Below are 25,271 nucleotides of genomic sequence, written 5' to 3' on the forward strand. Positions count from 1 at the left end.
TCAATATACATTTACCATCAGTCCCATGTCGTGGAAAGTCGGCAACCAACCTACTACAATCGTTTGCTGGGTATGTCCTTTGGCTTGCTTAATCATCCGCTCATTGTGTAGCAAGTTACCGTGACTTACCATTACTCCTTTGGGTGTTCCCGTAGAACCGGAGGTGTACTGGAGAAAGGCCAGGTTACTGCTGCTCAGGGTTGGCTCAGACCAGTGCAAGCCTTGGTCGCGTACGCAATTATTGCTAGCAAGCAGGTGCAGCCTCCCCAGAGTTGGATGTTGGGCAAAGCGACTGGTTAACTCCGTCAATAGAGATGTGGTAGTTAGGGCAAACCGAGCCTCTGCATCTGATGCGTACGCTAACAACCTAGACAGATTGTGACTGCGTCGGGGTGGTGGATAAGCGGGCACTGCAATTACGCCAGCGTACAAGCACCCAAAAAAGGCAGCAATGAAGTCTATACCTGGTGGATCTACTAGCTAGCAAAGCTCGTTCTCCCGTTACCCCCAGAGACAGCAACTGACAGGCGTACGCCCTTGAGCGTTGGTCTAATACCTCATAGGTGATACGATCAGTTTCTTCTTCCCCTTTTTCATTGAAGGTATAAGGGATTTTATCAGGCTGAGTTAGGGCTCTATAACGCAACAACTCTACCAGATTGGTTGGAAAACTTGTCGTAAAGGTCTGAACATCTGATATTTACCAAGTTCTAAGCTCCTTTATAAATAGCTTTTTTCAAGGCTTACTTGCTCCCTTTCAACAGTTTTTTACTGTTTTAACTATACTACTTAGGTGTACTTTGGAGGTTTATGAGCCTTGAGATGCCCCCGAATTAGGCACCATGAGAAATCTAGCACGAAAAAAATAACCTGTCAACCCTAATCGTAAATAAATTCTGCTTGACTCTCGTCCAACCATAGCTAAGTAGTCGGACATAAATAAAGATAGCTGTGTTAACTTTAATTAAAATACACAATCTTTGCCCTTGAAAGCAATCGCAGGATTTTACAAAAGTTAATATAGTGCCGTTTACTTTTGTCCGACTACTTATATATCCCTCTTTTGTCACTTTAGAGCTGACTCGTAAAGTAAATCTTAAGAAGTCTGAAAGCCTTGCTATGATTGTTTTTTGGTTATTAAATAGTTCAATTGTTCTATTTAAGCGCAAGCCTTATCCTACAAGAATTACAGCGAGTTTACGAATCAGCTCTTAGGATAATCGAACGAATTTCCGTCATTTCAGCCTACGAAAAATCAAGGTTTGACCCCAGTTTGACAGAAGAGGGAACTGTTCCAATGCCCCATCATCCGGTTCATCAATCAATTCATCCAGCATTGCCAAGGTTTCCTGCACTCGACTAGCAGTGTTTCCCCAGCCTGCTTCAAAACCCATCTGTTGCAGCTTAAAGCGGAATTTATCATAGGATTCGCGGTCTGGGCGATCGCTTACAAATTCCAAAGCCAACTTCACCTGCTCTGACAGTTGCTGCTGATTCTAAATGCGCTCGTTAATCAGGAGCTGGTTTCCTAGGAAATGACGCACTTTCAAGAAACCGTACAACGACTCCAACCACTGCTCAGGGTCTTGAAAGAGTTTACTGGAGAGATAGCGGTTTAAGAAGCGGACTCCCTTACCAATATTCTTGGGTACGCGAATGACTGGGCTGTAGTCATAAAACGGCTGAAAATCCAGCTGGAGAACGTCCCCGACCTTGGGCTTGTAGCGATTGACAAAGCGATCGCGTATATCCAGCAGTTCCTCTGGTGTAACCTCTTGCGCCCTTAAGTCTTCAAACAGACGGAAAGCTCTTTTAGCCGCAATTTTGGGTCGGATAATCAGGCACAGACTTTCATCTTCCAGAATAATTTCCTGGGTGTATTGACACTCCCCGGTCTAAAGACGCGGGGATTCTTGCTTGGCCGTAGGCCACGCTACGCGAACAGCGATCCAACGTGGCTCTTCCAGACCGGAGTCAGGAAGAGTAGAGGTCGGGTCTCCGCAAGCGTTTAGATCTAAGATCCGGGTTCCTGTGTGCCCCACAGTACCCAAGGCTCTTTGAAGGATGTTTATTGCGGCATTGTGGTCGCGTTCGCGTAGCGTCGCCTTCGGCGAATCTAGCTGACAACCACACTTGCAGGTGTGAGTCCTAGTCGATAGGGACTTCTTCACCACCTCGCCACAATTAGAACAGTTCTGGCTGGTATAGGCAGGGTTTATTGCAACAGTGACCCTGCCAAATTTAGTGCCAAAATGCTCTAGCCATTTCCTGAACTGATACCAACCTGCATCATTAATAGACTTTGCTAGACAGTAATTTTTCACTAGGTTTCTAATCCTTAGATCTTCATAGGCGACCAGGTCGTTAGACCGGATTACGCAACGCGCCAGTCTCTTGGCATGTTCCTCACGCTGCCTACTTATTCTAAGGTGAGTTCTACCTAACCTATTAATGGCTTTTTTACGGTTAGCTGAGCCTTTCTTGTTACGGTCGATGCCCGGTATTACCCGGGGCAATTAAACTAAGTCAGTGAGTCACCCCACTGACTCGTCTTCAAAACCGTACGTGACACTTTCGCATCATACGGCTCCTCATCATAGGAACCATTGTCGCTGGTACCTCTAAAACGGGTTTTCATCTAACTCTAAGGCGTTGACTTTTTTCCCGTGTTTGGCATCGTGGCAGGTTAGGTGTAGTAATTCCAGATTTTCATCGAAGTTATTTCCACCCAGTGCGCGTGGTAGTATGTGATGCATTTCCATTGAATCCCCAGGTCTGAAGGTAAGACCACAATGAGCGCATTTCCCTTTTTGCTTTCTCAAAAGCCTTCCCGATTGAGCTGGCATTTCAGGATGTTCTCTCATTCTGGTGCTCCAATAGATTAGGTCTCCATCGTAGGGACTTCTGGTATCTTGGATTTTTTTATGCCTTATTATTTCAGTTTTGGCATGTTTTGGGAGGTAATTATCCTCATCTGCCATGAATATCCAATTATCCTCTCCGATGGTTCCCCAATATTTCTTGTTTACCCAGGTTTTGGTTTTCTTTGGGTGTCTTCTATATCCCCATCTTTGGAGTTTGTTCCAGAGCATGTAACCTAAATCTTGGAAGGTTTCTTTGCTACAGACTCCTCTGTAGTAGTTGCACCATCCGCGTATAATAGGTTTGAGGTGTTTGATTAAAGCCTCTTGAGGAGCGGCTTTATGTCTGTCGATGACTTTTGAAAGCCGCTCGAAATGTTCTAGAATTGCATCCTTAGATGGTTTGATGATGGTTTTAAAGCCTTGTTTAGAGTGGTTTTTACCTACTTTGTACTGACGGATATTAAATCCAAGGAATTCAAATCCGTTAAAGGTATAGGTCATTTGGGTTTTGCTAGGCTTTAATTCCAGACCCATGTCATGTAGCCAATTATTGATGACTTCAAGGCATTCTTCTACCACTTTTTGGTCTTGGTGTAGGATGACAAAATCGTCGGCATATCTGATTAGAGCTAGTCCCTTTTTATAGTGGGTTTTCTTGCCTTTTACAGAATTTGCGTAATCCCATATGGCCTGTTCCATTCCGTGGAGGGCTATATTCGCTAAAAGTGGAGAGATAACTCCACCCTGAGGGGTGCCCTCATCTGTAGGTGAGAATGTCCCACTATCCATCACACCGGCTTTTAGCCAGGACTTTATTAAGCGTCTCATGGATGGATAGGTATTCAGTTTAGTTAGAAGTGCATTGTGATTGATTTTATCGAAGCATTTGGCTATGTCAGCATCAAGTACCCATTTAGGCTTTTGTTTGATGCTATTGAATATTGCTTCGATGGCATCATGACATGAACGTCCTGGTCTGAACCCATAGGAGTTGGGTTCAAATTTTGCTTCCCATTCAGGTTCTAATGCCTGTTTGGCAAGTGCCTGGAGAGCGCGGTCATACATGGTTGGGATACCCAATGGTCGCTTTTCCTTCCGTCCAGGTTTAGGAATCCATACCCTTCTGGTTGGTTGGGCTTTCTTAGAAACTTTTAGGTTGGAGACTAAAGTAAGCCGTTGTTTTGGTGTTAATGATTTGACCCCATCTACTCCAGCAGTCTTCTTCCCTTTGTTCTCCTGGGTTACCCGTCTGACCGCAATCATCTTGGCCGACCAGGACTTTATCAGAGTCTTTTGCAACTTTCTTACCACGCGGACATCACCACGGTTCGAGGCTTGATATATTCGTTTTTGCAACTTAAAGACAGTCTTTTCTAGCTTCCGCCAGTTGACTTTCTTCCATTCCGACTGTGGGGCGAACCCCCGAGTTTTAGACATTTTCATTGCTACTTACAACTAGATCTTTTCCTATAACGTGAGTCCGTCAGCATATCCTGGGCATTACCCTAGGCTTTGGCAAATGAGCTCAATCTTGCCCTCATATGACATGCGGCTAACTACCTACTCAGTAATCGACCTTACTGAGAGTACATATGAGAGTTATTTCGTTCCTGATAACCATTCTTTGAACTTTTAGGGTGGTACTTTTCACCGGGAACTGTTTGGGAAATCCATTACAAAGGGGAGGAACTTTGTAATCCTAATTCCGTTGAGTTTTTCTCCGTAGCGTGTCAAACCTTTTTTCGCTACATTTCTGTGACGATGATTCAAACGTACCTTTCTCTCGTACCCATGAGTTCTTTGCCTATTGTTGACACCGGTCAGGTTAAGGGTGTTCCAATATTCGACCCTTGCATTAACCCATAGGTTTGTTAGTTCCTATGAATCAGGGTAGGGCTGTCACTCGGATTTCATGAGGGATGGTTTTTCACCACCATGGTTATCAAGTTGTCAGGGTTCATTGAACCAAGCAGCTAATCCCCCAAAACCCTTGTAGGGTAAAGGTTTCTAGCTAACGAATCGCACCCTCCGCTTCAGAACCGTGCATGAAACTTTCGCCTCACACGGCTCCTGGGTAAACTCGGTCTATGACCGGCCTTTCGGCTTGCTCCAATGTATCTGTTGATGGCAGCTACGATGAACTGCTAGTAAGTTCTTTTTTGACCAGTTGTCGTGGTTTCCATCTATGTGATGGAGATGTACATCCTCATCTTCTTTGAACTTCAATCCACAGTGTCCACAGGAATGGTTTTGCTTTTTCAATGCATCAGATGTAGCATCAGAGTAAAGGCGGTTATTCCTTTGGCTCCAATAGACTAAGTCACCGTCATAGGGTGACTTAGTCCCCCTTACGTTCACATGTTGATTTTGTTTGTATCCTACCTTTGGGAATGCTTTATCACATAGTTTATTAGCTTTATACCGACTTACTTTCTTTTCCTTTCGGAACTTTCGGTGGGCAGTGATGCGCATAAACCATAGGTTATCCCTAGAACTGCTCATATCGCAGCTTTTGTGGTAGTTACGCCATCCGCGAACAATGGGGGCTAGTTTCTTGGCTTTTACTTCAGCACCATAGTTCGAGCAGTTGACTACGGTTTTAATCTTCTTACGGATATTTCTGTGATTTTCCTCTGAGGGAATGCACGAGAATTTACCGTCTTTTCTGACGCGGAATCTCCACCCCAGGAAGTCAAATCCGTCTGTCGTTTTAGTCAGTTTGGTCTTTTCTTCACTGATTTCCATTCCTCTTTTAGCTAGGAATTCCTTAACTTCATTGAGGATTTTATCAGCATTATCTTTTGGCTTAAGGATGAATACCATATCATCTGCGTATCCCAGGCTTGTGTGTATATCCTCTATTCCGTTTAGTGCCACATTTGCTAGTAAGGGACTGACCACACCGCCCTGAGGTGTACCCTGGTCTGGAAATTCTACGGATACTCCTGCTTTTAAGCATCTGAATATTCCGGTTTTGACTTTAGCTGGTGCTATTAGTCTTTCCATTATGGAGGTGTGGCTGATACGGTCGAAACACTTCTTGATGTCTAGTTCGATGATTCGTTTATTGATTCCGTTATGGTTGGATTGTAGGTGGGTGAATAAGCGTTTTTGGACGTCTTGTGCGCACCTGCCCGTTCGGAATCCGTAGCTGTTCCCACTGAACGTTGCCTCATGGGCTGGTTCGAGGGCTAATTTTACTAGACATTGCCATGCTCGGTCGGCTATGGTTGGTATCTTTAACATTCGGATTTTCCCGCTCTTTTTAGGGATTGGTACTTCACGTAGTCGGCTGTGTTTCCAGTCAGAAACACGGTCGCTCAATGTCTCCACCAGTTCCATTCGTTCTCTGTAGTTGAGGCTTGACTTTCCATCAACTCCAGCCGTTTTCTTCCCTTTATTAAGCTGCGTCACTTGACGGACTGCCAAAAGCTGTGCTGAGCGGGATTTCAATATCAGTTTTTGTAGTGACCGTGCTTTCTTCAAGTCACCAGCTCGAACCGCTTTGTATACTCGTTTTTGTAGGCGGAATAAGTTTTGGCGGAGTTTCTTCCACTGCTGCTTTTTCCAGAGTTCGCTATGTTTTGCCATGCGTCTAACTATGCTCTCCTGAAATTTGTATACTCTGAATACCCGCAGCCAGTTGTTTGGCTGCATCCTACCCGGCAGTGAGGATTAAGTTTGACATAACTTACCGTAGATTCGACCGGTCTACAGACTCATTATTGCTGCCGTTTTTACTCGTTACGTGTACTAGATTGTTATGGCGGTTTAGGGCAGTCCAATTCGCCTATCCCCTTCTCAGAGATTACAGTTATCCGAAAAAAGATACTGTGAGAATAAAGGGATTAAGTCTCGCATTATTTCAGATTGCGGCTTGTTTCTTAGACGCTTTTTTAGGACTTTTGTTAATCTACCCGTGTCGCCTCCCTATTAGCGGCAGTGTGGATAATCTGTTTCACCTCTGATTCCGCCCTGGTGCCAGCGTCACTCTGCAAGTTGCCGCTTGCTCGGTGTGGCCAGATCAGGAGTCACATATCTCTTAATGGGATGGACTTTCACCATCATCCAATACACAGTTAAGGTTTATCTTCGGGGTTATCCCCCGCGAACCTCCTAAGGCATACTCTTCCTGTTTCAGGAAGTTCCTACTTAGAACGAGCCGCACTTTTCGGGAAACTCTACGTTGATGAAACTTTAAGCGTTTTTCTCCTGTCCTATAGAATCTAGGTAAGGCTTCAGTATCGCCTCTAGAGTCGGTATAAAAATCTTTCAGTCCGACATCTAAACCAATATTAGCATCAGAAGGTTTTAAATCCTCGCTAACATTAACTGAAACGCAAAATTGGACATAGTACCCGTCAGCCCGACGGACTATCCTAACTCGCTTTATTTGCTTCTTGTCGAATCGCCACAAGTCCCACGTGCCTTTAACTGGAGTTTAGACTAAATCAGACAGAAACAGTGGGGAAGGAAACTAGTTTTCGTATCAACGATGCTAACTAGTACCCCCAATAAGAAGAGAAGAGGTTCACCAACAAGAAAAAAAGGTAGACTGCAATGAACGCAGACTACCGGATGGTAGATGATCAGAAATAGGCAATGTTCCACATCTACCCATGACAATTTTCGATAATCTCCAACAATTTCGTCAAACAGCCTATAATTGTTTAGGAAAAGCTAAGGATGCAACCTTGGCCGTAGGCCACGCTACGCGAACGAGTTAATGGATGCAGTCATCCTCACTAAAGAGGTATGCTCATATCCAGAGCTGTCAAGGTGTCCAGCATTTCGCCGAAGTTGGTCAAGTATCTACGAAGCCATCAAAGACACTCGTCCTGACACCAGCCAATTAATGGAACTGTACATTTCCCAGATGTCAGACATCCAGCGACCATTGCTAGCAGGAGATCATACCCCCAGACCACGGCCAGAAGCAAAAACTCTTTGTGACCGTAGCTACGTACATTCGACCGGAAAAACCATTGGCAACAAACCAGTCATCCCAGGACATGATTACAGCACCATCGCTTGGGTACCAGAACACAAAGGTAGTTGGGCTTTACCCCTGACTCATGAAAGAATCACCAGTTTCGACACACCCATAAGCAAAGCAGCAGCTTAGCTCGAACAAGTCTGTTTACTACTCCCGAGTAGACCAATTACAGTTTGGGACAGTGAGTATGGATGTGCTTAGTTCGTCGTTCAAACTGCTGACATACCTGCGGACAAGTTGATGCGCTTGCGTCCTAATCGCTGTTTATGGGGTGCACCACCAGCCTATCAGGGTAAGGGTCGTCCCCAAATTCATGGACAAAAATTTAAATTGAGTGACCCAGATACTTGGTCACAACCGACCGAACAACTAACTATTGATGACCCTCAATTAGGTGAGGTGATCTTGAGGCGTTGGAGTAATCTACATTTTCGGCAATCTCCAAGCCATGGGATGGAAGTGATTCGGGTGGAAGTAAAAGGTAAGTATCCCCATCGTCGAGCTCTCCAACCGATGTGGTTGTGTTGGCTCGGTCAAACCATACCCCCGGTCTCAACTATTTGGGGTGACTATCGACGACGATTTACTGTAGATCATTGGAATCGATTCGCCAAGCAGAGGTTACACTGGCTTAAACCTCGTTTTTCTACTCCTGAACGGGAGCAAAGGTGGAGTGATTTGATGCCAATAATAACTTGGCAGTTATGGCTGGCTCGTACTCTTGTCCAAGACCAACCTCGACCTTGGCAGAAATCTCTGAGTGCAGAGGAAATCACTCCAGGAAGGGTTGCCCAGTCAATGGGAGGAGTTTTGGCGGTGATTGCTTCTCCTGCTAGTTTCCCCAAAGTACGTGGAAAGTCTCCTGGTTGGCTTACTGGGTCTAAGAGAAACAAACGTACTGTCTATCCTCTGGTGAAAAAGGGCATAACCAGAAGGAAAAAGACGAGGAAAAAGCGAAGAACGAGTTAGTTAAGTCTCAGTTTTTTGACCTAATGGCTTGATTTTCCGGCTTGTTGAGGGGCGGAAACGTTTTTGTGTGTCTGTCAATCCTTGTCGTCTGCCTTTTTTTCTAGTTTGTGAAAATTTCCCTCATGGTTGGCTAGGTTAGCCTAGCGAATAGGATAACTTACTTCCTATACTCTCCTTTCTCTGCTTGATAGTCTAAACTCCAGTTTAAGCTTAAGCTTCCCAATCCCCTTTTTATCACTAAACGTAATTGACTTATTGGTAAGGATTCAGGTCACAGGGTACGCTGCAAGGCCAAAGAAGGGAGCTTCTTTAAAGTCTGCGGGTAAGGATTCAGGTCACAGGGTACGCTGCAAGGCCAAAGAAGGTAAGGATTCAGGTGTGGAGAAAAGGGATGAGGGAAGGAGGTTGGGTTAAATGACCCGATTGAGCCATAAGAGCTTGCTCGTTCGCGTAGCGTGACCAAAGGTCAAAAAATCCATCACCGACCGTTTTTGAAAACGGCAAGTTTGGACTGGTCGTGTAGTAAATTAGCGGTCTGCTCGAAACGTTCTTCAGAACGAGAGCCACCACTAACCTTACGCTTGGTCACTGCCAAACGTAAAGACCTCTCGGCGAGATTATTATCTGGTGGAACTTGGGGATGGTCTAAAAAATACCACCATTGGGAAGCCTTCTGTTTGAGGGAGCGCAGTAACTTACCTGCTGAAGCGACCGCCACCGACCACCAGGTTTCTAGAGTTAACTGTACCTGAGTTTTGAATCCCCTAACGCAGATGTTGGTACTCTGTCTCATCGCCATTTTCTTGCCAGAGGCGATAATGGCGAAAAGCTTCATCAATCAAACTCACGAGTGCTTCTCCAATCGCTCGGTTGTGTAGTCGGTGGCTGTTTGATTAACCTCAGAAAATGACGACGTAGATGGGCGTGCGCATTTCTGTTGAGCGCTGACTGGATAGCCATTATACACATTCAAGTCATCACTACTAAGAACACCCCTGTATTTACTGCCCAACTGAGATTCCAGTTCGGCAGGTCCCCTGGTGTCAGCAGCCCGAAATAGACAAAAATCTCGATTGCTAAAGACCCACAGCCATTCCTTAATTCCCTTTACAGGCCAAGGAGTTTCATCTACATGAATAGACGGTTGTTCTGTTTTTACCCATTCTGACAATTGCTCAACATGAGGTTTAATCGCCAGTTCAACCCGTTGATTGGTGTTGACATTAGTCCCATTACCGTACTCAATCTTGCCCAGTTACCATAACATCTGGAGTTGTTTTTTATAGGGGAGATGTCCATAATTCCCTAACCATCCCAGAAAAGCTTGTAGCTTGACCCCTAAATCTTGTCCGGGTATCATCTCAACAGACCAAGAGGCTGATGTTACCGCACCACAGCCCCTACATTGACAATGGTAACGATGGTACTCAACTACCTCGATTGGTTTGTTCACCAGTTGGGCTACTTGTTGAGTGTCTACCAATACAGGTTGATCTAAAAATTCTCTTTGACCACACTGACTACACACAGACGGTTGCAAGATTTCGGTTCGGTCTATTCTGGAAAACCCAAAACGAGTTTTTCCCCGATGACCTGGTTGTCCTCCGGGTTTTCTCTTTTTGGCCTCAGAGGTGGGACAATCCTCCTTTTTTAGGGCTTTTTCGGATTTTTTCAGTAGATCAGTTGATGGGGGTTTGGAGGAAGTTTTACTATCGTGGGTCCCGACTCAGCTTTAATTTCTCAATTTCTAGCTGTAGTTCCTCAATCACTTTCTGTTGAGTCAATAGCATCTTTACCAGTTCCGCTTTTGACAACTGGCGCACGGCTTTCTGGAGTTAGCGGAACTGGTGAGTGACTCATGTGTTTACTTTACCCTAGTTTGCTTCAAAGTCAATCCCGCAGACTTTAAAGAAGCTCCCTTCTTTGGTAAGCATTCAGCTATCAGCTATCAGCTATCAGCTAATGCGTCCCAGCGTTGAAGCCTGTGCGACGCTGTTCGCGTAGCGTGGCCAACGGCCAAGGACTTTTACCCAGACTGTCAATTCTCATTAATCTCAAACTATTAAATTCTCTCGTTCTAGGTTTATTTTAAGCTGACGGCTGACGGCTGACGGCTGAATGCTTACCCCTAAACTACAGATCAGGAATAGATATTCTTTTAGATATATGGATACAGGTTAAGCAAAACAACTATTTTGGCACAAACAAATATTAAAGCATGTAAAGCTGCCCATACTTCTGCCGGATGTAGCGGATGAATGGATCGATGCGTAAAGCAGTACCAGTGAGGCTCTTAATCAATTCAGCCGCTGTGTATTTGCAACCATGTTGGTAAATATTGTCCTTCAACCAATTATGGAGCGTACTAAAGTTTCCTTGCTCAATTTTTGGTATAATTTCAGGTTGTTCCGTTACTGCGGCTTCAAAAAACTGGGCGCTCATCAAGTTACCCAACGTGTAGCATTGGAACATTCCCCCAATCTGACCAGTGTACCAGTGAACATCTTGCAACACCCCGTCACTGTCATTCTGGGGAACAACCCCTAAATCTTCACGATAGCGTTCATTCCAGGCTTCCGGTAAATCCCTCACCTGTAGCCTACCCTCGAGCATCATCAGTTCTAAGTCAAAGCGGATCATGACGTGGAGATTGTAAGTCACCTCATCAGCATCCATGCGGATTACAGACCGCTGCACCTTGTTGATTGCCTGATAAAAGGCATCGAGGGAAACATTACCTAGTTGGGAGGGGAAGTAGGATTGTACTTGGGGATAGAAAAATTTCCAGAAGCCCCGACTACGCCCAACAATATTTTCCCAAAGTCGGGACTGGCTCTCGTGGACACCCGAGGATGTCCCACAGGCAAGAGGAGTGCCTTCCAAATCTCGTCTAATTCCTTGCTCATAAAGACCATGACCCATTTCGTGGATGCTGCTAAATAGAGCTTGACTCAGGTCATCTTCATCAACACGGGTCGTAATGCGCACATCACCGGTAGAGAAGTTGATCATAAATGGGTGATGGGTTTGGTCTTGCCTTCCCCGCTCAAAGTCATATCCCATTTGCTTCATGACCTTGAGAGTCAAATCTAACTGTTGCTCTTCAGGATATCTTTGGTGTAAACAGTTGTCATCGGTGGGACTTTGGGCAGTAATAGCCTCCACAATTGGCACTAATTCCTCTCGCAACTGATAAAAAAGCGTCCGCAAAATAGAGACTTTCATCCCATAGTCAGCAAAGTCAATTAACGGGTCAGCGATATGTTCGTAACCTGGGAAAAAATAAGCCATTTCACGGCTGAGGTCAAGGGTTTTTTCCAAGTAAGGGCGCACCGCTGCAAAGTCGTTGGTGGCTCTTGCCTTTACCCAAACACTGTATGTTTCTGTCCGATGTTCAGAGAATTCTCCCATAAATTCCGCTGGCACCTGCACGGCTCTGTGGTAATTTTTTCTAGTGCAGCGGATTAAGCTAGCTTCGTCAGAAAAGTAAGGTAGAGTTTCTTCATAGGGGCGTAACCCTTCCAGCAGTTCGCCCATGGTTGGGTCAGTAAATTTACTATGGGCAATTTTTTGTAGAGTAGCCAGCTGACGTCCCCTAGCAGCTGCACCACCGGGAGGCATATAGGTTGCCTGATCCCAGTACAACAAAGATGCGGCTGCTTCTAAGTCGTTAATTTCACTAAGGCGTTTTTTGAGGTTGAGAAGTTTCGGTTGAGTTTTTTCGGTAGTCTGCATGATGCTAGATTGACACATTCAGGCTATTAGTTTAGGGTTACGGTATTTTGCCGAATAGTAAATGTACACCTGACGACCGAAAATAAAAATCTTACCCACAAAAATGTCCGATACTAATGAATCAGACAAGTGGGCTGAAAGCTAAGACCAAGTTGCGTTTTTCAAGTGCAATTTACTTGTCGGACAATGGCGAAATAACCAAGTCCTTATTTCCTCTCGTTACGATTTAAGCTGCAACTTGGTACGAGCACTCTGGTAAAGCTGAGTAACTGACTCAGATGCCAATGGCTATGAAAACGTCATACCCATAGCTGAGTGTTATAGCATAGTATACGAACTACTATTGTGCCATTTCTTAAGGACTTACTAGTATAGTGTAATCCCTTAAAACCAGACAATCGCTCTAGCTATTGGCACAGTGGTAAGTATTCCTACCGACTGAAGCTCAGAGCCACTAGCTTCGAGCTTCCCCAATACTCGCCGAAAGTAGGATGTCACAAGGATTTGTTTGCAATCTCATTTGGATCAGGCCTTATGCACCCTTTCCGTGTAGAACCTCTGTAAATGTGACGCTCCTACACCAACCTTAAAGGTATGGTGTAGGATTCTCAGGCACCCCGAAGAGTGCGTAGAACTTCCTTGGAGGTATCATCAGTCATAGAACCAACTATTTTAATGCTACCTTTACGGCGTTTTATAGTGGGGAACACGTCCAGCCCCACTCTCTTGATGTTGATAGCAGCATTAATATCTCTATCAACCCAGAGCTTTTCGACTTCATCCCAATATTTCCGGATACCGCAATCAGTAAAAATCACTTGATCTCGATAGGATAACACTTGGGAAGTGTAAGCAGGATTCTTCGCCACCATAACGGCTCCAGCTTTCGCAGCTATGTGACCAAGGATTGAGAAGAATTGCCCAAAAGCGGCATCTGCCCAACTCAGGTTGAGTCCAGATTTGGCAGATTGACCATTGGGTAGGTATCTACCCGTTTCGTCTTGTAATGGTGCGTTACGCTTGCTGAGACCTTTAAGGTTCAGGTCTTCATGAAAGAAGACTTTTTTGCCCGTCTTCACCAACTTGTGAGCGGTTTTGTATTGGAAATCTTTTCTGGCACGAGCAATCTTTTGGTGTTGCCGTCCTTCTCGTTTTGCCAGTTTCCGACGTGCTTTGCTGCCTTGAGGTGCGAGCATTCTTTTTTTTGGCGGTTTTCGCTAGTTTGGCTTGGTTGCGTCGCAATAATTTCACAGACGGTAGTTTCACACCTTCAGAAGTAGCAATGTAATGATCCTCGTGCAATACTGCATCCATCCCTAGGGAGTTCTCCCAAGTCGGAATGAACTGATCGGGTGAAATGGTGGGCACAGTAGGATCATCAAGTCGCAGGTTTACAAACCATCCATCATTTTTCTTGATCAATTGCACTTGTTTAAGGATGGCACCATCGGGCAAGGGGCGGTGATAGCGAACTTTCAATAAGCCGAGCTTGGGCACTTTGAGGTACAGGAACTTGCCGCCAATCGAACACGAGTGCAGATCCAGCCCTGCTCCCTCAAGCACGAATGAACGATAGCGAGACTGGGACTTGAAGCGAGGCTTGCCGCTTCTGTGGCCACTGGCATCCGATCGAGTGAACCGCTCAAATGCCTTGTCTACACGTTGGCAGACCTGTTGGAGGGTGTTAGCTGGAACCCGTGAAAAATCTAAATCCTCCCCTGACCATTCCACCGTCACTCCACCCTTTTTGAGTCCTGGTAAAAGTTTCTTTTGGCTGTAGTAGTTGGGGCGATCACGCAGTTCAGGAAGATGACAGACCAAGGGGCAACAGTTAACCGAAGTTCTGTTACGTTCCCACCAATCAAACCTTTCACCAAGCTGACGATTATACCAGTACTGGCAAATCCTTAGCCAAAGATTTATCTCTAGCTTTTGGTCGGTGGTTGGAAGTGCTTTGTACTGGTAAGTGTATTTCATCTCCTGGTGTTGGTGACTAGAGTTAACACTACACTAATTAGTGTACAGATTTCGGAAAGGTTGCCATGAAAGATGATTATATTGCAAAAGGACGATCGGTAATTGACCTAAAAGCACATCTGGTATTGACATCCAAATATCGACCCAAAGTGTTCAGTGCCGAAATGCTGCAACCCTTGGGCGAAATCGTAGCGGATTTATCCCAGAAATGGGATTGCCAGTTGATTGAGTTCAATGGAGAGGGCTGGCTACTGTTAATGATTTTATCCAAAAATCTTGCACTATCTACAAAAGTGTGTTAGATTTTAATCATGGTACTAGTTCCTTTACGTAAGGCGGTCGAACTTACGGGATTATCAGGGAACACTCTAAGGAAGTATGCGGACAATGGCACACTCAGATGCGAAAAAACTCCTGGTGGAACAAGACTCTTTGACTCAACAGATCTTCTCCGTTTTGGAAAAGCTCCAAAGTCTAACAGATCACGCTGTCACACCATCTGTTACTGCCGAGTTAGTAGCACAAGACAGCGAGACGATCTTGCCCGCCAAGTCGCCTACCTCCAATCCCTCTTCCCAGAGGCGGAAGTCATTAAAGACATCGGGTCAGGACTCAATTACAAAAGGAAAGGTCTTAGAACCATACTGGAACGAATTGTGCGCGGAGATAAGCTCACGATTGTTGTTGCCTGTAGAGACCGACTTACCCGATTTGGGTTTGAACTCATTGAATACTTGGTCAGTCTCAACGGTGGAAAAATCCTGGTTCTCGACCAACCTGAAAGCTGTCCCGAATCCGAACTTATCGCAGATCTTCTTGTCATCATTCACGTCTTCTCCTGCCGAGTCCACGGACTCAGAAAATACGGTAAGAAAATCAAAGAAGATCAGAGTGTTCCTAAACCCTGAACAGCGTACGCTTGTTCGCAAATGGTTTGGGGTATCCCGTTATGTCTTCAATAAAACCGTCAAAATTCTTCAAAACGGCGAAGTTAAAGCTAATTGGAAAGCTATTAAAACTGGCATATTAAACGACCTGCCCGAGTGGTGCAAGTCAGTACCTTATCAAATCAAATCTATAGCGATAAAGGATGCTTGTACCGCCGTTAGGGAAGCAAAAAAGAAGTATAAAACGACTTCTCAGATTAATCGGGTTAGATTTAGGTCTCGTAAAAACCCAAAACAGTCCTGTTATATCCCGAAATCGGCAGTATCCTCCAAAGGCGTCTACCACACCAAGTTGGGAGAAATATCCTATAGACCTCTCCAAAAAATAAATTTATGGTATAATAATAAAAATATAACTAATTTTTATTAACTTCAAAATGAGCTACACTTGGAATTATATTAAAAAAAATCCTAAACAAACTAAACGATTGGTAGGAATAAATCATGAACAACTATCTCAACTGATAGAACAAGCCAAGTTATTACATCATCAACATCAAGAAAAAATTCAAAATCAAAAAGTCAGGCTAATTAAGCCTGGGGGAGGTGCTTCACAAAAATTATCAATTGAAGACCAAATAGTCTTGACATTAATCTACTTACGACATCACATAAACTTTCAACTTCTAGGACTACAGTTTCAGGTGAGCGAATCGACAGCAAACTCTACTTTTAACTACTGGCAATCTCTTTTCAGAGAAGCTCTACCAGCTTCTTTACTAGAACAAGTAAAAAAGTGCGAAGAAGAGTCGGATATAATTCGGGAAGCTTTGACTGAGTATGAGTTAATAGTAGATAGCGCTGAACAAGTCAGAGAAAGACCAAAAGATTATAATCAGCAAAAAAATTTCTATTCTGGTAAGAAGAAAAATCATACATTTAAAAACCAATTTATTGTCTTACCAAAAGGGGAAGATATTGTGGATGTAGTGGTCGGCAAACCTGGCACCAAAAGTGACATAAATATTTGTCGAGAACGTTTAGCAAAATTTGATGATAAACAGCGACTGAGTGGAGACAAAGCTTATTTAGAGGTGCGACCCGTGGCGAATTTAATTCGCCAACGGAAAGCGCACCTTCGAGAACCACAAATAAGAACTCCCCACAAAAAACCAAAGAATGGTGAATTAACTCCACAGCAAAAGAAAGATAATAAGTTATTCTCTTCAAACAGAATATTTGTAGAACACGTAATTAGATTGGTGAAAATTTTTAAAATAGCGGGAGAAAGGTTTCGCCTAAATTCTAGTAAATATTCTCAGGTAATTTTGACAATATGCGGTTTAGTAAGATTGAGAACAGGAGCCTTAGTATTACAAGTAATAAAAGCGTCTGAAAGTCCTGAAACAATTGAGGTTGTATCTGCTCATACTTTTGGTTCTAAATTAACATCAATAGCTTCGTAAAGCCTATTATAGCGTTAATTTAACGTAAAATTGACTTGGTCAATTTGAGGGCTGAAAAGCAGTTACTGAAAGACTTTCAAGTTTTTGGAGAGGTCTTATGCAGAGTCCCTCCCAGATAACATTGGCGATTGCAGGCTAACCAGTCACAATGGGGACTATTACTTGGTAGTCCCCCATCAAGCAACGAAAGTTAAAACCGACAACCAAGGCCGAGTAGTTGCTTGCTTACCCTGGAGTCAGAACCTTCCTCACCTTCTTCAGCGAGACTTCCGTCGGAAAAATTGGGCATGGAGACTTTTCTCAAATTCAAAGACTGTGCCAGCACTTAGATAATCTGCTTGCCAAGATTAGTAAGGCTAAATGTGGGCAAAAACGTCGAATGAGGAAAGCTGCCCGCCGAATGATAATTAGGATACAAAACCTAATAAATGAACTGCACCACAAAGCTGCCAGGTTCTTTGTAGACAATTTTGATGTGATATTACTTCCCACTTTTGAGACATCTCAAATGTCAAAGAAAGGAAATAGGAAGATCAGATCTAAAACTGTTCGCAACATGCTTAATTTTGCTCATTATCGCTTTAAAGAGTTTTTAAAACATAAAGCTAAAGAGACTGGCAAAACAGTGGTGGATGTTTGTGAAGCATATACTAGCAAAACTGTTAGCTGGACTGGTGAAATGGTGAACATCGGCGGAAGCAGGGTCATTAAGTCTGAAGTTGATGGTCAACTTATGGATTGACCTTTGGTCACGCTTCGCGAACGAGACATCAACGGCGCTCGTGGGATATTTCTACGTTCGCGCAGCGTGGCCTACGGCCATGCCTTGGGAGATACCCCCTGGCTGCGAGAGCAGCTTGCATTAGTGGGCTAATTTCTGCGTTTTGTAGATTTTGGTAGCTAAAAAGTATCGGAGTAAATATTCATTTACTTTTTCAATATTTTCCACAAATGGAGTTAACCAAGTTCATTAACAATCTCAAGACAGTGACCAGTAGAAGGCTCCGTAATGAATTCCAAGAACAAATCAATAAGCACGTTTAGAAAAGATGTGTTGTGGAATGGATCATATTTCATCGCTTGGCTCTCCCGGCTTTGCGGTGATAAGGCAAGCTTATATCACGTAATTCCGCCAGTTCCAGCCACGTTGATTGTCGATTTTGTGCCTTTTGATACGTTTTAAACCATAGATCCGGGAGAGCCCATCGCTTCATGTGGTGGAGTAACTGCGACTACATGAAGCGATGAAATATTGAATCTCAGGATTCTGGCTCTACCGAACATAGTATGTATAAAACCACGCTTATTGCCAACTGGGTCTGATTGGACGGTTTTTTTACAAAAAATAATTCTATTAAAAACTAAAACTTCCGCCCAATCAGGATTATACTAATTATTTTCTAAGATTTTTACATAGCAAGTTCGGTAGACCCAGGATTCTTTGAAAGTGTAATTGGCTGTTAAAGGGGTTCAATCCCCCTTTAACAGCCGTGCATTCCTCTCACACCAAATCAAAGATTATGGTGTGAGGCTCCTGCTAAGCTAGCTGAAGTTATATGCTCCGAAGTTCGCTTTTTCTTATTCGTTTAAACTTATGGTTCTTCAGTACCTGCTATGCTAAATTTCAAGTTAAAAAACTCATAAAGCTTACTGTACAAAGGTTCTGAGGCTATTTAACTAACAAAATTTTCCTCATACGGTCTTTTTTCACTGCTCCGAAGTCCCTGCTCCCTGCTCCCTTTGCCAAACTGTTTATTTAGCATAACAAGTACGGAAGAGCCAAACTTATTCGTTTAAACGTTGATTGTTTGCTTCAGGGGCATAAGTCCTATGGATGCAAGCTTTTTACCTTTTACCTTTTACCTTGAGCAAAGGCCATCCCAAGCGAGTTGGCTGTTCGTATATCCGTTTGAGGGTATTGATGTCTCTAGCAGAAATTCTTGGGGGATTGCGAACTTGAGAAAAGTATAGTGCATCAGTTTCTAAAGGAGAATGACCCCAAATACCTAGTGCATGACCCAGTTCGTGACGGGCAGTGGCAAGGGTGTAGTCAATGGATTGCTCAGGGGAGATAAGTATGGTAAACTTATGTAATAATAGATTATCTACTATTTGCTCTGGTGCCCTGATGGATTGCCCCAGGTAAAATTCATAGCGAGTAACGGCTGAGCGAGCGCGAGACCAATCAAAGGTTCCGGTCTCACGGTTCAAGGAAACTTTTAGAGGAGGGCGCGATCGCAAAATCGATATATCTGCTAATTCCTCCTGGTCAACTAGTTCTAGGGGTAAATAAACCCCCCATTCTGCCACCGCCTTTAACACCGCATCAACCCATTGTTGGAAGCGCTGGTGGTTAGCATCAACCACAGGCGGTGGTTGGGGCTGTTGCACATAAACCTTGACGGGAAACTGAGACCAGATCAGATAACCTAAAGGAGTGCCCTTGATTTCAGCAAAATAATCACCGCTGCCGGTAGGATCTTGCCACTGGTCAAGGGGAGTTGGTAGAGGGTGAGGCTTAGGAGCTGGTAGGGCAGGTGAGGTGACTGGCATCGAAGCCACGATAGCAGAGGAGGCTTCTGTTAATTGGTTAAACTTTGGGTATAAACCAGCTGCGGTGCTGGACTGAATCAACATCACTAACAGACAAGTGACACCCCCTAGAAACAGGGCTATCCATAGCTGCTGATCGTTTTTATCCCACCTACTCCCCAAGATTGAACACTAATTATCTACTGGTTTAACCAACCTGCACTTAAAATCACTGTCAAGCTCATAAAGGTAATCGCCAAGATCCAGGTCACCCGGTTCAGGGCTTTTTCGGCACTCTTGGTGCTGGTAAACAGCTGAGCTTGACCACCGATACCGCCAAGGCCATCCCCCTTGGGACTATGGAGCAAAACCAAAATAATCAGACCCAAGCCAGACAAAACCCAAATAATTTGCAGGATTTGATTAACCATTCTTTTGATAATATTACGGCATTGAGAAGTTTTGAACTCTCCCTTGCTTAAAACAAAGGGGTTTTCTACTTCCTGTGTTATAGAGAAACTCGCACGGGTGTCCGATTATTACGGACTTCCAACTCAGCGGGTTGGATCATAGAACGCCCAGTCATTTCTTTTGGCTGGGGGAGTTGCAAGATTTCCAAGATGGTCGGGGCAATATCTGCCAGACATCCATCACAGCGCAATGCAACTTCTGTACCATGTCCAGGGATTTTTAATTTTTCCCCTTCTACTAGGATAAAGGGTACTGGGTTTGTCGTGTGAGCTGTCCAAGGATTACCTGTATCATCGCGCATAGTCTCGGCGTTGCCGTGGTCAGCAGTAATCAGGGTAGTGCCACCAACTTTAATAATCCTATCAATTAAGCGTCCTATGCAGCGGTCTACGGTTTCCACTGCTTCTATGCATGCTTCCACATTGCCAGTATGCCCCACCATATCAGTGTTGGCATAGTTAATCACTACCAGGGAGTAAATGCTTTTTTCGATGGCTGCGATCACTTCATCGGTCACTTCCTTAGCTGACATGGCTGGTGCTTTATCATAGGTTGCTACCATCGGACTTTGCACCAATTTCCGGTCTTCACCCTCGAAGGGAACTTCTAGACCACCATTAAAAAAGTAAGTGACGTGGGCGTATTTTTCTGTTTCCGCAGTTCGGAATTGGCGCAACCCATGCTGGGCAATAACTTCCCCCAGAATATTAGTCAAGTTCTGAGGTTCAAAGGCCACCAATACCGGAAAATTGGGGTCATACTGGGTAAAGGTGGCAAAGGTTAAGGGTTTGATCTGTTCCCGTTCAAAGCCATCAAAGTTAGGATCCACCAAGGCTTGGGTAAGCTGTCGGGCTCTGTCTGGACGGAAGTTAAAGAAAATTACTCCATCTCCTGCTGTCACAGCTCCAGGAGTAAGCCGTGTGGGCAAGATAAACTCGTCAGTAATGTCTGACTCATAAGACTCCTTGAGGAATTGTACTGCTGAGATAGCATTTCCAGGACCATCCTGAGTCATGACTTCATAGGCTTTTGAAATCCTTTCCCAGCGTCGGTCTCGATCCATGGCGTAGTAGCGACCACTAATAGTGGCTATGCATCCAATGCCAACTTGATCAATATAATCTTGAATTTTTTGAATTGCTTCAATCCCCTCGGTCGGTTTAGTATCACGACCATCGGTAATCGCGTGGATATAGACCTCAGATAGATTTTGGGCTTTGGCTAGCGCTAGCAATCCCAGGAGGTGATTGAGATGGGAATGCACCCCACCCTCAGAACACAAACCCACGATGTGCATCTTCCCACCCCGACATTTAACTTCCCGGCATACTTGCACAAGAGCTTGGTTATCGTTTAAAGTGCCATTTTCCACCGCATCAGAGATGCGCACAAGTTCTTGAGGCACCACACGCCCAGCACCTATATTCAAGTGCCCCACTTCCGAATTGCCCATTTGACCCTCTGGGAGTCCCACGTCCTTTCCAGAGGTGCGAATTAATGTACTCGGATAGGCAGCCCAGAGGCTGTCCATTACAGGGGTGTTTGCTAGGGCTATCCCATTGGCATCAGTTACTTCGCGGTAACCCCAACCGTCTAAGATAACTAGCACCACAGGAGAAACAGGTGCTTGCCTCATCATATCGCCTTTTATCCTACTCTTAATTGCACCGCGATCATATCATTCAAAATCCGCATATCCATGATAAATTTCGATTTTTATTAGGTTTCGGCTCCCAGAGTGAGGATAATGCTTAAATCTTCTCCTAGCAAAGGTTTTGACTACCCCAAGCTAATAGGAATTTATACTCGGAAATCATGGCCAACCCATCTAAATTCTATAAGCCTTACTCAGACAAAATGGCAAAAAATAAGTAAAATTACTTATTGTATGACTCTCATATACCTTGACTCGGAAATTAAGCTTTGTATGCAATTAATTAGGCGTGCCGGTGCATGTTTGGCTCACAGCTACTGACAGCCTACACTTACAAGTAACAGAGGTGTAGGAAGTTTACAGAAACTCATTTATCTCAACATTCCTATAAAATTGGTATGTATAAGGTAATGCTTATGAAGGTGCGATCGCATTTCCAGATATGACTGCCAATCTAACTTCCCCAGATTCCAGCCCCAGTTTGATTTCCCCTAACATTTCTCGACCACAGACCGTAGACTCCTTACCGACTAGTTCCCCTGTGAAACTGGGAGTGATGGCTTCCGGAAGTGGCAGTAACTTTGAAGCGATAGCTAGTGCGATCGCAAACGGCCAACTCAATGCCCAAATCAGCGTGCTCATTTACAATAATCCAGGCATTAAAGCGTTAGCTAGAGCTGAAAAATACGGCATTCCAGCAGTCCTACATAATCACCAGCATAAAAAACGGGAAGATTTCGATCAACAAATTGTCCAAACTTTACGACAGTATGAGGTGGAGTGGGTCGTGATGGCTGGTTGGATGCGAGTGGTGACACAGGTACTCCTAGATGCTTTTCCTAACCGGATTCTCAATATCCATCCCAGCTTATTACCTAGTTTCAAAGGCGTGCGGGCGGTGGAACAAGCCCTTGAGGCTGGGGTAAAAATTACAGGGTGTACGGTTCATGTGGTAAGTCTAGACGTTGACAGTGGTCCAATCCTGTTCCAGGCAGCTGTTCCTGTGCTACCCGATGATACCCCAGAAACCCTCCATGGGCGGATTCAAGTCCAAGAACATCGGATTTTAGTCGAAGCGATCGCATTAATCAATTGTTAATTGTTATTTAGCAAAGGGAGTCGGGAGTCGGGAGTCGGGAGTCGGGAGTCGGGAGTCGGGAACAGCGCACAAAAATTATCACAATTCCTACACGGATTATTATTTAATTGTTATTTAATTGTTAATTTTTATTTGATATCATGTCCGGATAATTAGTGATAAAAAACCATCTCCGATGAAACCTTACTTCTTTACTTCTGCCTTCTGCCCTCTGCCCTCTGCCTTCGATTTGGCTAGATTGTCAGTATTCAACCGGACATGATATGATTTTTAAATTTTCTATTTTGAATTTTAAATTTGATAGTCTTTTCTAGTCTATGTTCTATTTTCTAAATTACCCAATTTCCAGAGCAAGCTAGAGACAAAGTTGGTGACGATATGAGCTACAATTGGTACGAGTAAATTGTCTGTTGCTACCGCACTATACCCCAGAAGCAAACCAACAAGGGTTGCCCAAACTACATAGGGCCATTGTTGGATACCGCTTAGATGCAAAATCCCAAATAGCATACTGGAGGCTATGATACCGATAGCATTCAAGCCTACTGCTGGCAACATGACACCCCGAAACAGTAATTCTTCACTCATACCGGGCAACAGTCCTAGCCACATTAAATCTGGTATGATTAGGGGCTTGAGAATTAACTTTAGGTATATTTCTGCACTCTGGCGATAAGCTGGCCAAAGACGATACACTAAGCCACTGGCTCCAGTAATTCCCAACCCCATGGCTAGTCCTATAACTAGGGCATTGGGGGTAAATTTGATGGGCAGGAGAGTCAGCTTGCCTAGTTGCAGCCATAGCTTGGCAAAGATTAGTAACACTACGGCAGTTATACCCATTGCCACTAGTACTTGGATGCGGGTTAGGGGTTCAAGTTCGGGATTATCGGGAATTTGTTTTGTCACTAGAAAAAATGTAAGCGACGCAGGGTTGACACTCCCCGGCCTTTTGGCGCGAGGATTCTTTAGAGGAGATACCCAAGGGCATTGCTCGTAACAACCACATCGACTTCCCGTACCGTAGTACCAAGAAATCGGCAGTCCACTTGGCGGTGCCAATTGCCTCTACTCTCTCCAGCTTATTGCCATTGAGTCTACTTTAAAAGTTTTGATTTGATTCGCTCACCAAAAAGACTTCTGCTTGTAGAGGGTTGGGATTGGAGTCTTTGACCGAGCACCCATTTCGGGTAACTACCATTTAACCAAAGCGTCCCACTACTGGGATTTTCACCTTTTCTTTTCAGGTCACTGCGTCTACATAATTCTAACACAAAGCCGCCCTAGAAGAACGGGGTTTCAGACCCAATTTTTTGATGATAGGGATGGACTCAGAGCGTTAGGACTGATCCCAGCACGATGGCTAACCAGCAAGCCTAGAGCCTCTAAATATGAGTTTACTCGTATTGCTTTAATTCCCAAAGGTTCTGGAGGTACTTCCATGGTAGTTTGGTTTTCTTCAACGGCAATGATCTGGGTTTGCAGCTGGCTAAAGCTTAACATTGCGCTACCACCACAGGCGGTTGCTGGTATGACAATCGCATCTACATCATCAGCCCAGATGTCCCCTGGTTTTGAGGAAATAGTTTGAGAATCTGGATTAGCAAGGGAGGAGGGGGAATTGTTTTGGTTGACCACAAATTGGGGAGCGCGACTCAATCCTACTAAAACACAGGGTAAGAAGGTATAGCCCAATTCCTCTGCTGCTGAACGAGGTGACAATTTAGGATCGATGGGTAAAGGCATCAATGCTGGTGCATGAGCACAGGGAATTTGAAAGGTACGAACAATCAAGTGACTGATAATGGCTTCAGCACCAGCGAGGGGGTCTACGCCTCGGCCATGACGGTAATCTTGCAATGCTTGACTATCAATGTCATCGGGAAAACGCACTACTACTGCGATCGCATTTGCTCCGGCTTGCTCAATCAGGACTTGGGCTGCTCGCAATAAACTATCGGGATTTCCAATTGTTCCCCAACTCGCTCCAGATGCTGCTGTGCGCAGTTCTACATTTAAGGGAGCATCTGTGAGTACGTAGTCGGTTAGATTCAGTCCTAGGGTAGCTCTGGTGGCATCTGCTGCTTGTAGGTGTCTCAAACGTAGTTCCGGTTCAATCCCCTGATCCAGGAGTAATCCCACTCGGTTCTGATGTACAGGGCGTAATCCCCAGCATCCAGCGGCAAATTTGTCAAGTCCATAGCCTTCTACATAGAAGGCGTTGGGTAAGTTCCAGTACAACTGGGCACCATTGAGGACATTGGGATGGGTGATTAAGCGATCGCAAACTTGTGCGATCGCTCTAGCCACTGGCAAGGCATCCCCGGCATAGCCACCAATCGACGCTCCTACACCAGTAGGAATGATTAAAACAACGGTATAGGCACGCTGATTCACTTACTATTCGGTGATTTTGTTACAATAGCCTCTACCGTAGCTTTTTCCTGCTCAGGGTCTACATGAGTAACTGCCCAGCGCAGGGGTTCTCCCCGTTCTTGTAGTTCTGCTTCAATAGCTTGGTGCAGTTCCTTAGGGGACTCTTGGAGGTCAATTTCTGCAGTAATGAAATGGGTTGTCATTGTTTTCTCCCTAATCTGATTAGGATAATGAGATTATCGTGA

Annotated in this window: 17 protein-coding genes and 8 pseudogenes; 9 read left to right on the forward strand and 16 right to left on the reverse strand. The window is 44.6% G+C overall.

Annotated features, from left to right (window positions below; all coding sequences use genetic code 11):
- The 6 genes and pseudogenes from F6J90_RS20600 to F6J90_RS20625 all read right to left on the reverse strand — a co-directional run.
- Complete coding sequence (locus F6J90_RS20600) at positions 1 to 462, reverse strand: AMP-binding protein (protein WP_293097901.1); 462 nt, start codon at positions 460 to 462, stop codon at positions 1 to 3.
- Positions 463 to 1,235: 773 nt separating this feature from the next.
- A pseudogene (locus F6J90_RS20605) lies at positions 1,236 to 1,871 on the reverse strand (sucrose synthase); the annotation flags it as partial.
- Positions 1,872 to 1,895: 24 nt separating this feature from the next.
- A pseudogene (locus F6J90_RS20610) lies at positions 1,896 to 2,489 on the reverse strand (transposase); the annotation flags it as partial.
- A 132-nt stretch (positions 2,490 to 2,621) separates the two neighbouring features.
- Complete coding sequence (gene ltrA / locus F6J90_RS20615) at positions 2,622 to 4,307, reverse strand: group II intron reverse transcriptase/maturase (protein ID WP_293097495.1); 1,686 nt, start codon at positions 4,305 to 4,307, stop codon at positions 2,622 to 2,624.
- Between the two features lie 642 nt (positions 4,308 to 4,949).
- Positions 4,950 to 6,455, reverse strand: coding sequence for a reverse transcriptase domain-containing protein (locus tag F6J90_RS20620; protein WP_293097498.1), 1,506 nt, complete (start codon positions 6,453 to 6,455; stop codon positions 4,950 to 4,952).
- A gap of 571 nt (positions 6,456 to 7,026) precedes the next feature.
- Positions 7,027 to 7,299 (reverse strand): annotated as a pseudogene (locus F6J90_RS20625) (RNA-guided endonuclease TnpB family protein); the annotation flags it as partial.
- A 279-nt stretch (positions 7,300 to 7,578) separates the two neighbouring features.
- On the opposite strand from F6J90_RS20625, the pseudogene F6J90_RS20630 reads away from it, so the two are divergent.
- Positions 7,579 to 7,989, forward strand: a pseudogene (locus tag F6J90_RS20630) (transposase); the annotation flags it as partial.
- 111 nt (positions 7,990 to 8,100) lie between these two features.
- Positions 8,101 to 8,829, forward strand: a complete 729-nt coding sequence (locus tag F6J90_RS20635; protein WP_293097504.1) for a hypothetical protein — start codon at positions 8,101 to 8,103, stop codon at positions 8,827 to 8,829.
- 410 nt (positions 8,830 to 9,239) lie between these two features.
- On the opposite strand, the pseudogene F6J90_RS20640 reads toward F6J90_RS20635, so the two are convergent.
- The 4 genes and pseudogenes from F6J90_RS20640 to F6J90_RS20655 all read right to left on the reverse strand — a co-directional run bounded on the left by F6J90_RS20640 (position 9,240) and on the right by F6J90_RS20655 (position 14,541).
- A pseudogene (locus F6J90_RS20640) lies at positions 9,240 to 10,652 on the reverse strand (IS66 family transposase).
- A gap of 388 nt (positions 10,653 to 11,040) precedes the next feature.
- Entirely contained in the window at positions 11,041 to 12,564 is a 1,524-nt protein-coding gene (locus F6J90_RS20645) for a carboxypeptidase M32 (RefSeq protein ID WP_293097507.1), read from the reverse strand.
- A gap of 608 nt (positions 12,565 to 13,172) precedes the next feature.
- Positions 13,173 to 13,643, reverse strand: coding sequence for a transposase (locus F6J90_RS20650; protein WP_293097510.1), 471 nt, complete (start codon positions 13,641 to 13,643; stop codon positions 13,173 to 13,175).
- Positions 13,612 to 14,541, reverse strand: coding sequence for a transposase (locus tag F6J90_RS20655; RefSeq protein WP_293097512.1), 930 nt, complete (start codon positions 14,539 to 14,541; stop codon positions 13,612 to 13,614). The genes F6J90_RS20650 and F6J90_RS20655 overlap by 32 nt, the downstream gene beginning before the upstream one ends.
- 65 nt (positions 14,542 to 14,606) lie before the next feature.
- Here F6J90_RS20655 and F6J90_RS20660 point away from each other — a divergent pair.
- The 6 genes and pseudogenes from F6J90_RS20660 to F6J90_RS20685 all read left to right on the forward strand — a co-directional run.
- Positions 14,607 to 14,783 (forward strand): annotated as a pseudogene (locus F6J90_RS20660) (transposase); the annotation flags it as partial.
- Between the two features lie 69 nt (positions 14,784 to 14,852).
- Complete coding sequence (locus F6J90_RS20665; RefSeq protein ID WP_293097514.1) at positions 14,853 to 15,449, forward strand: IS607 family transposase; 597 nt, start codon at positions 14,853 to 14,855, stop codon at positions 15,447 to 15,449.
- A pseudogene (locus tag F6J90_RS20670) lies at positions 15,433 to 15,798 on the forward strand (helix-turn-helix domain-containing protein); the annotation flags it as partial. The gene F6J90_RS20665 and the pseudogene F6J90_RS20670, both read left to right, overlap by 17 nt.
- 67 nt (positions 15,799 to 15,865) lie before the next feature.
- Complete coding sequence (locus tag F6J90_RS20675) at positions 15,866 to 16,894, forward strand: transposase family protein (RefSeq protein ID WP_293097517.1); 1,029 nt, start codon at positions 15,866 to 15,868, stop codon at positions 16,892 to 16,894.
- Between the two features lie 379 nt (positions 16,895 to 17,273).
- Positions 17,274 to 17,636 carry an IS200/IS605 family accessory protein TnpB-related protein gene (locus F6J90_RS20680; protein WP_293097521.1) on the forward strand — a complete coding sequence of 121 codons (363 nt, stop codon included), beginning with the start codon at positions 17,274 to 17,276 and terminating at the stop codon, positions 17,634 to 17,636.
- 176 nt (positions 17,637 to 17,812) lie between these two features.
- Positions 17,813 to 18,077 (forward strand): annotated as a pseudogene (locus F6J90_RS20685) (transposase); the annotation flags it as partial.
- Positions 18,078 to 18,739: 662 nt separating this feature from the next.
- On the opposite strand, the gene F6J90_RS20690 reads toward F6J90_RS20685, so the two are convergent.
- The 3 genes from F6J90_RS20690 to gpmI all read right to left on the reverse strand — a co-directional run bounded on the left by F6J90_RS20690 (position 18,740) and on the right by gpmI (position 21,533).
- Positions 18,740 to 19,609 (reverse strand): peptidase, encoded by an 870-nt coding sequence (locus tag F6J90_RS20690; protein ID WP_293097524.1) that lies wholly within the window; start codon positions 19,607 to 19,609, stop codon positions 18,740 to 18,742.
- A 17-nt stretch (positions 19,610 to 19,626) separates the two neighbouring features.
- Positions 19,627 to 19,857, reverse strand: a complete 231-nt coding sequence (secG, locus tag F6J90_RS20695) for a preprotein translocase subunit SecG (protein ID WP_008191847.1) — start codon at positions 19,855 to 19,857, stop codon at positions 19,627 to 19,629.
- Positions 19,858 to 19,934: 77 nt separating this feature from the next.
- Positions 19,935 to 21,533: a 2,3-bisphosphoglycerate-independent phosphoglycerate mutase gene (gpmI, locus tag F6J90_RS20700; RefSeq protein WP_293097904.1), complete on the reverse strand. Its 1,599-nt coding sequence runs from the start codon at positions 21,531 to 21,533 to the stop codon at positions 19,935 to 19,937.
- 460 nt (positions 21,534 to 21,993) lie between these two features.
- Between gpmI and purN the strand changes: the two genes are divergently transcribed.
- Positions 21,994 to 22,650 carry a phosphoribosylglycinamide formyltransferase gene (purN, locus tag F6J90_RS20705; RefSeq protein WP_293097527.1) on the forward strand — a complete coding sequence of 219 codons (657 nt, stop codon included), beginning with the start codon at positions 21,994 to 21,996 and terminating at the stop codon, positions 22,648 to 22,650.
- A 315-nt stretch (positions 22,651 to 22,965) separates the two neighbouring features.
- On the opposite strand, the gene F6J90_RS20710 is transcribed toward purN, so the two are convergent.
- From F6J90_RS20710 to F6J90_RS20720, 3 genes are all read right to left on the reverse strand, one after another.
- Positions 22,966 to 23,559, reverse strand: coding sequence for a CPBP family intramembrane glutamic endopeptidase (locus F6J90_RS20710; RefSeq protein WP_293097906.1), 594 nt, complete (start codon positions 23,557 to 23,559; stop codon positions 22,966 to 22,968).
- A gap of 390 nt (positions 23,560 to 23,949) precedes the next feature.
- Positions 23,950 to 25,047 (reverse strand): DUF3326 domain-containing protein, encoded by a 1,098-nt coding sequence (locus F6J90_RS20715; RefSeq protein ID WP_293097530.1) that lies wholly within the window; start codon positions 25,045 to 25,047, stop codon positions 23,950 to 23,952.
- The gene (locus F6J90_RS20720) at positions 25,044 to 25,229 is read right to left on the reverse strand and encodes a hypothetical protein (protein ID WP_293044317.1); all 186 of its coding nucleotides are present in this window, start codon (positions 25,227 to 25,229) and stop codon (positions 25,044 to 25,046) included. Before F6J90_RS20720 ends, F6J90_RS20715 begins: the two co-directional genes overlap by 4 nt.
- Positions 25,230 to 25,271 lie beyond the last annotated feature (42 nt).

It is taken from the genome of Moorena sp. SIOASIH, assembly GCF_010671925.1.
GTDB lineage: Bacteria > Cyanobacteriota > Cyanobacteriia > Cyanobacteriales > Coleofasciculaceae > Moorena.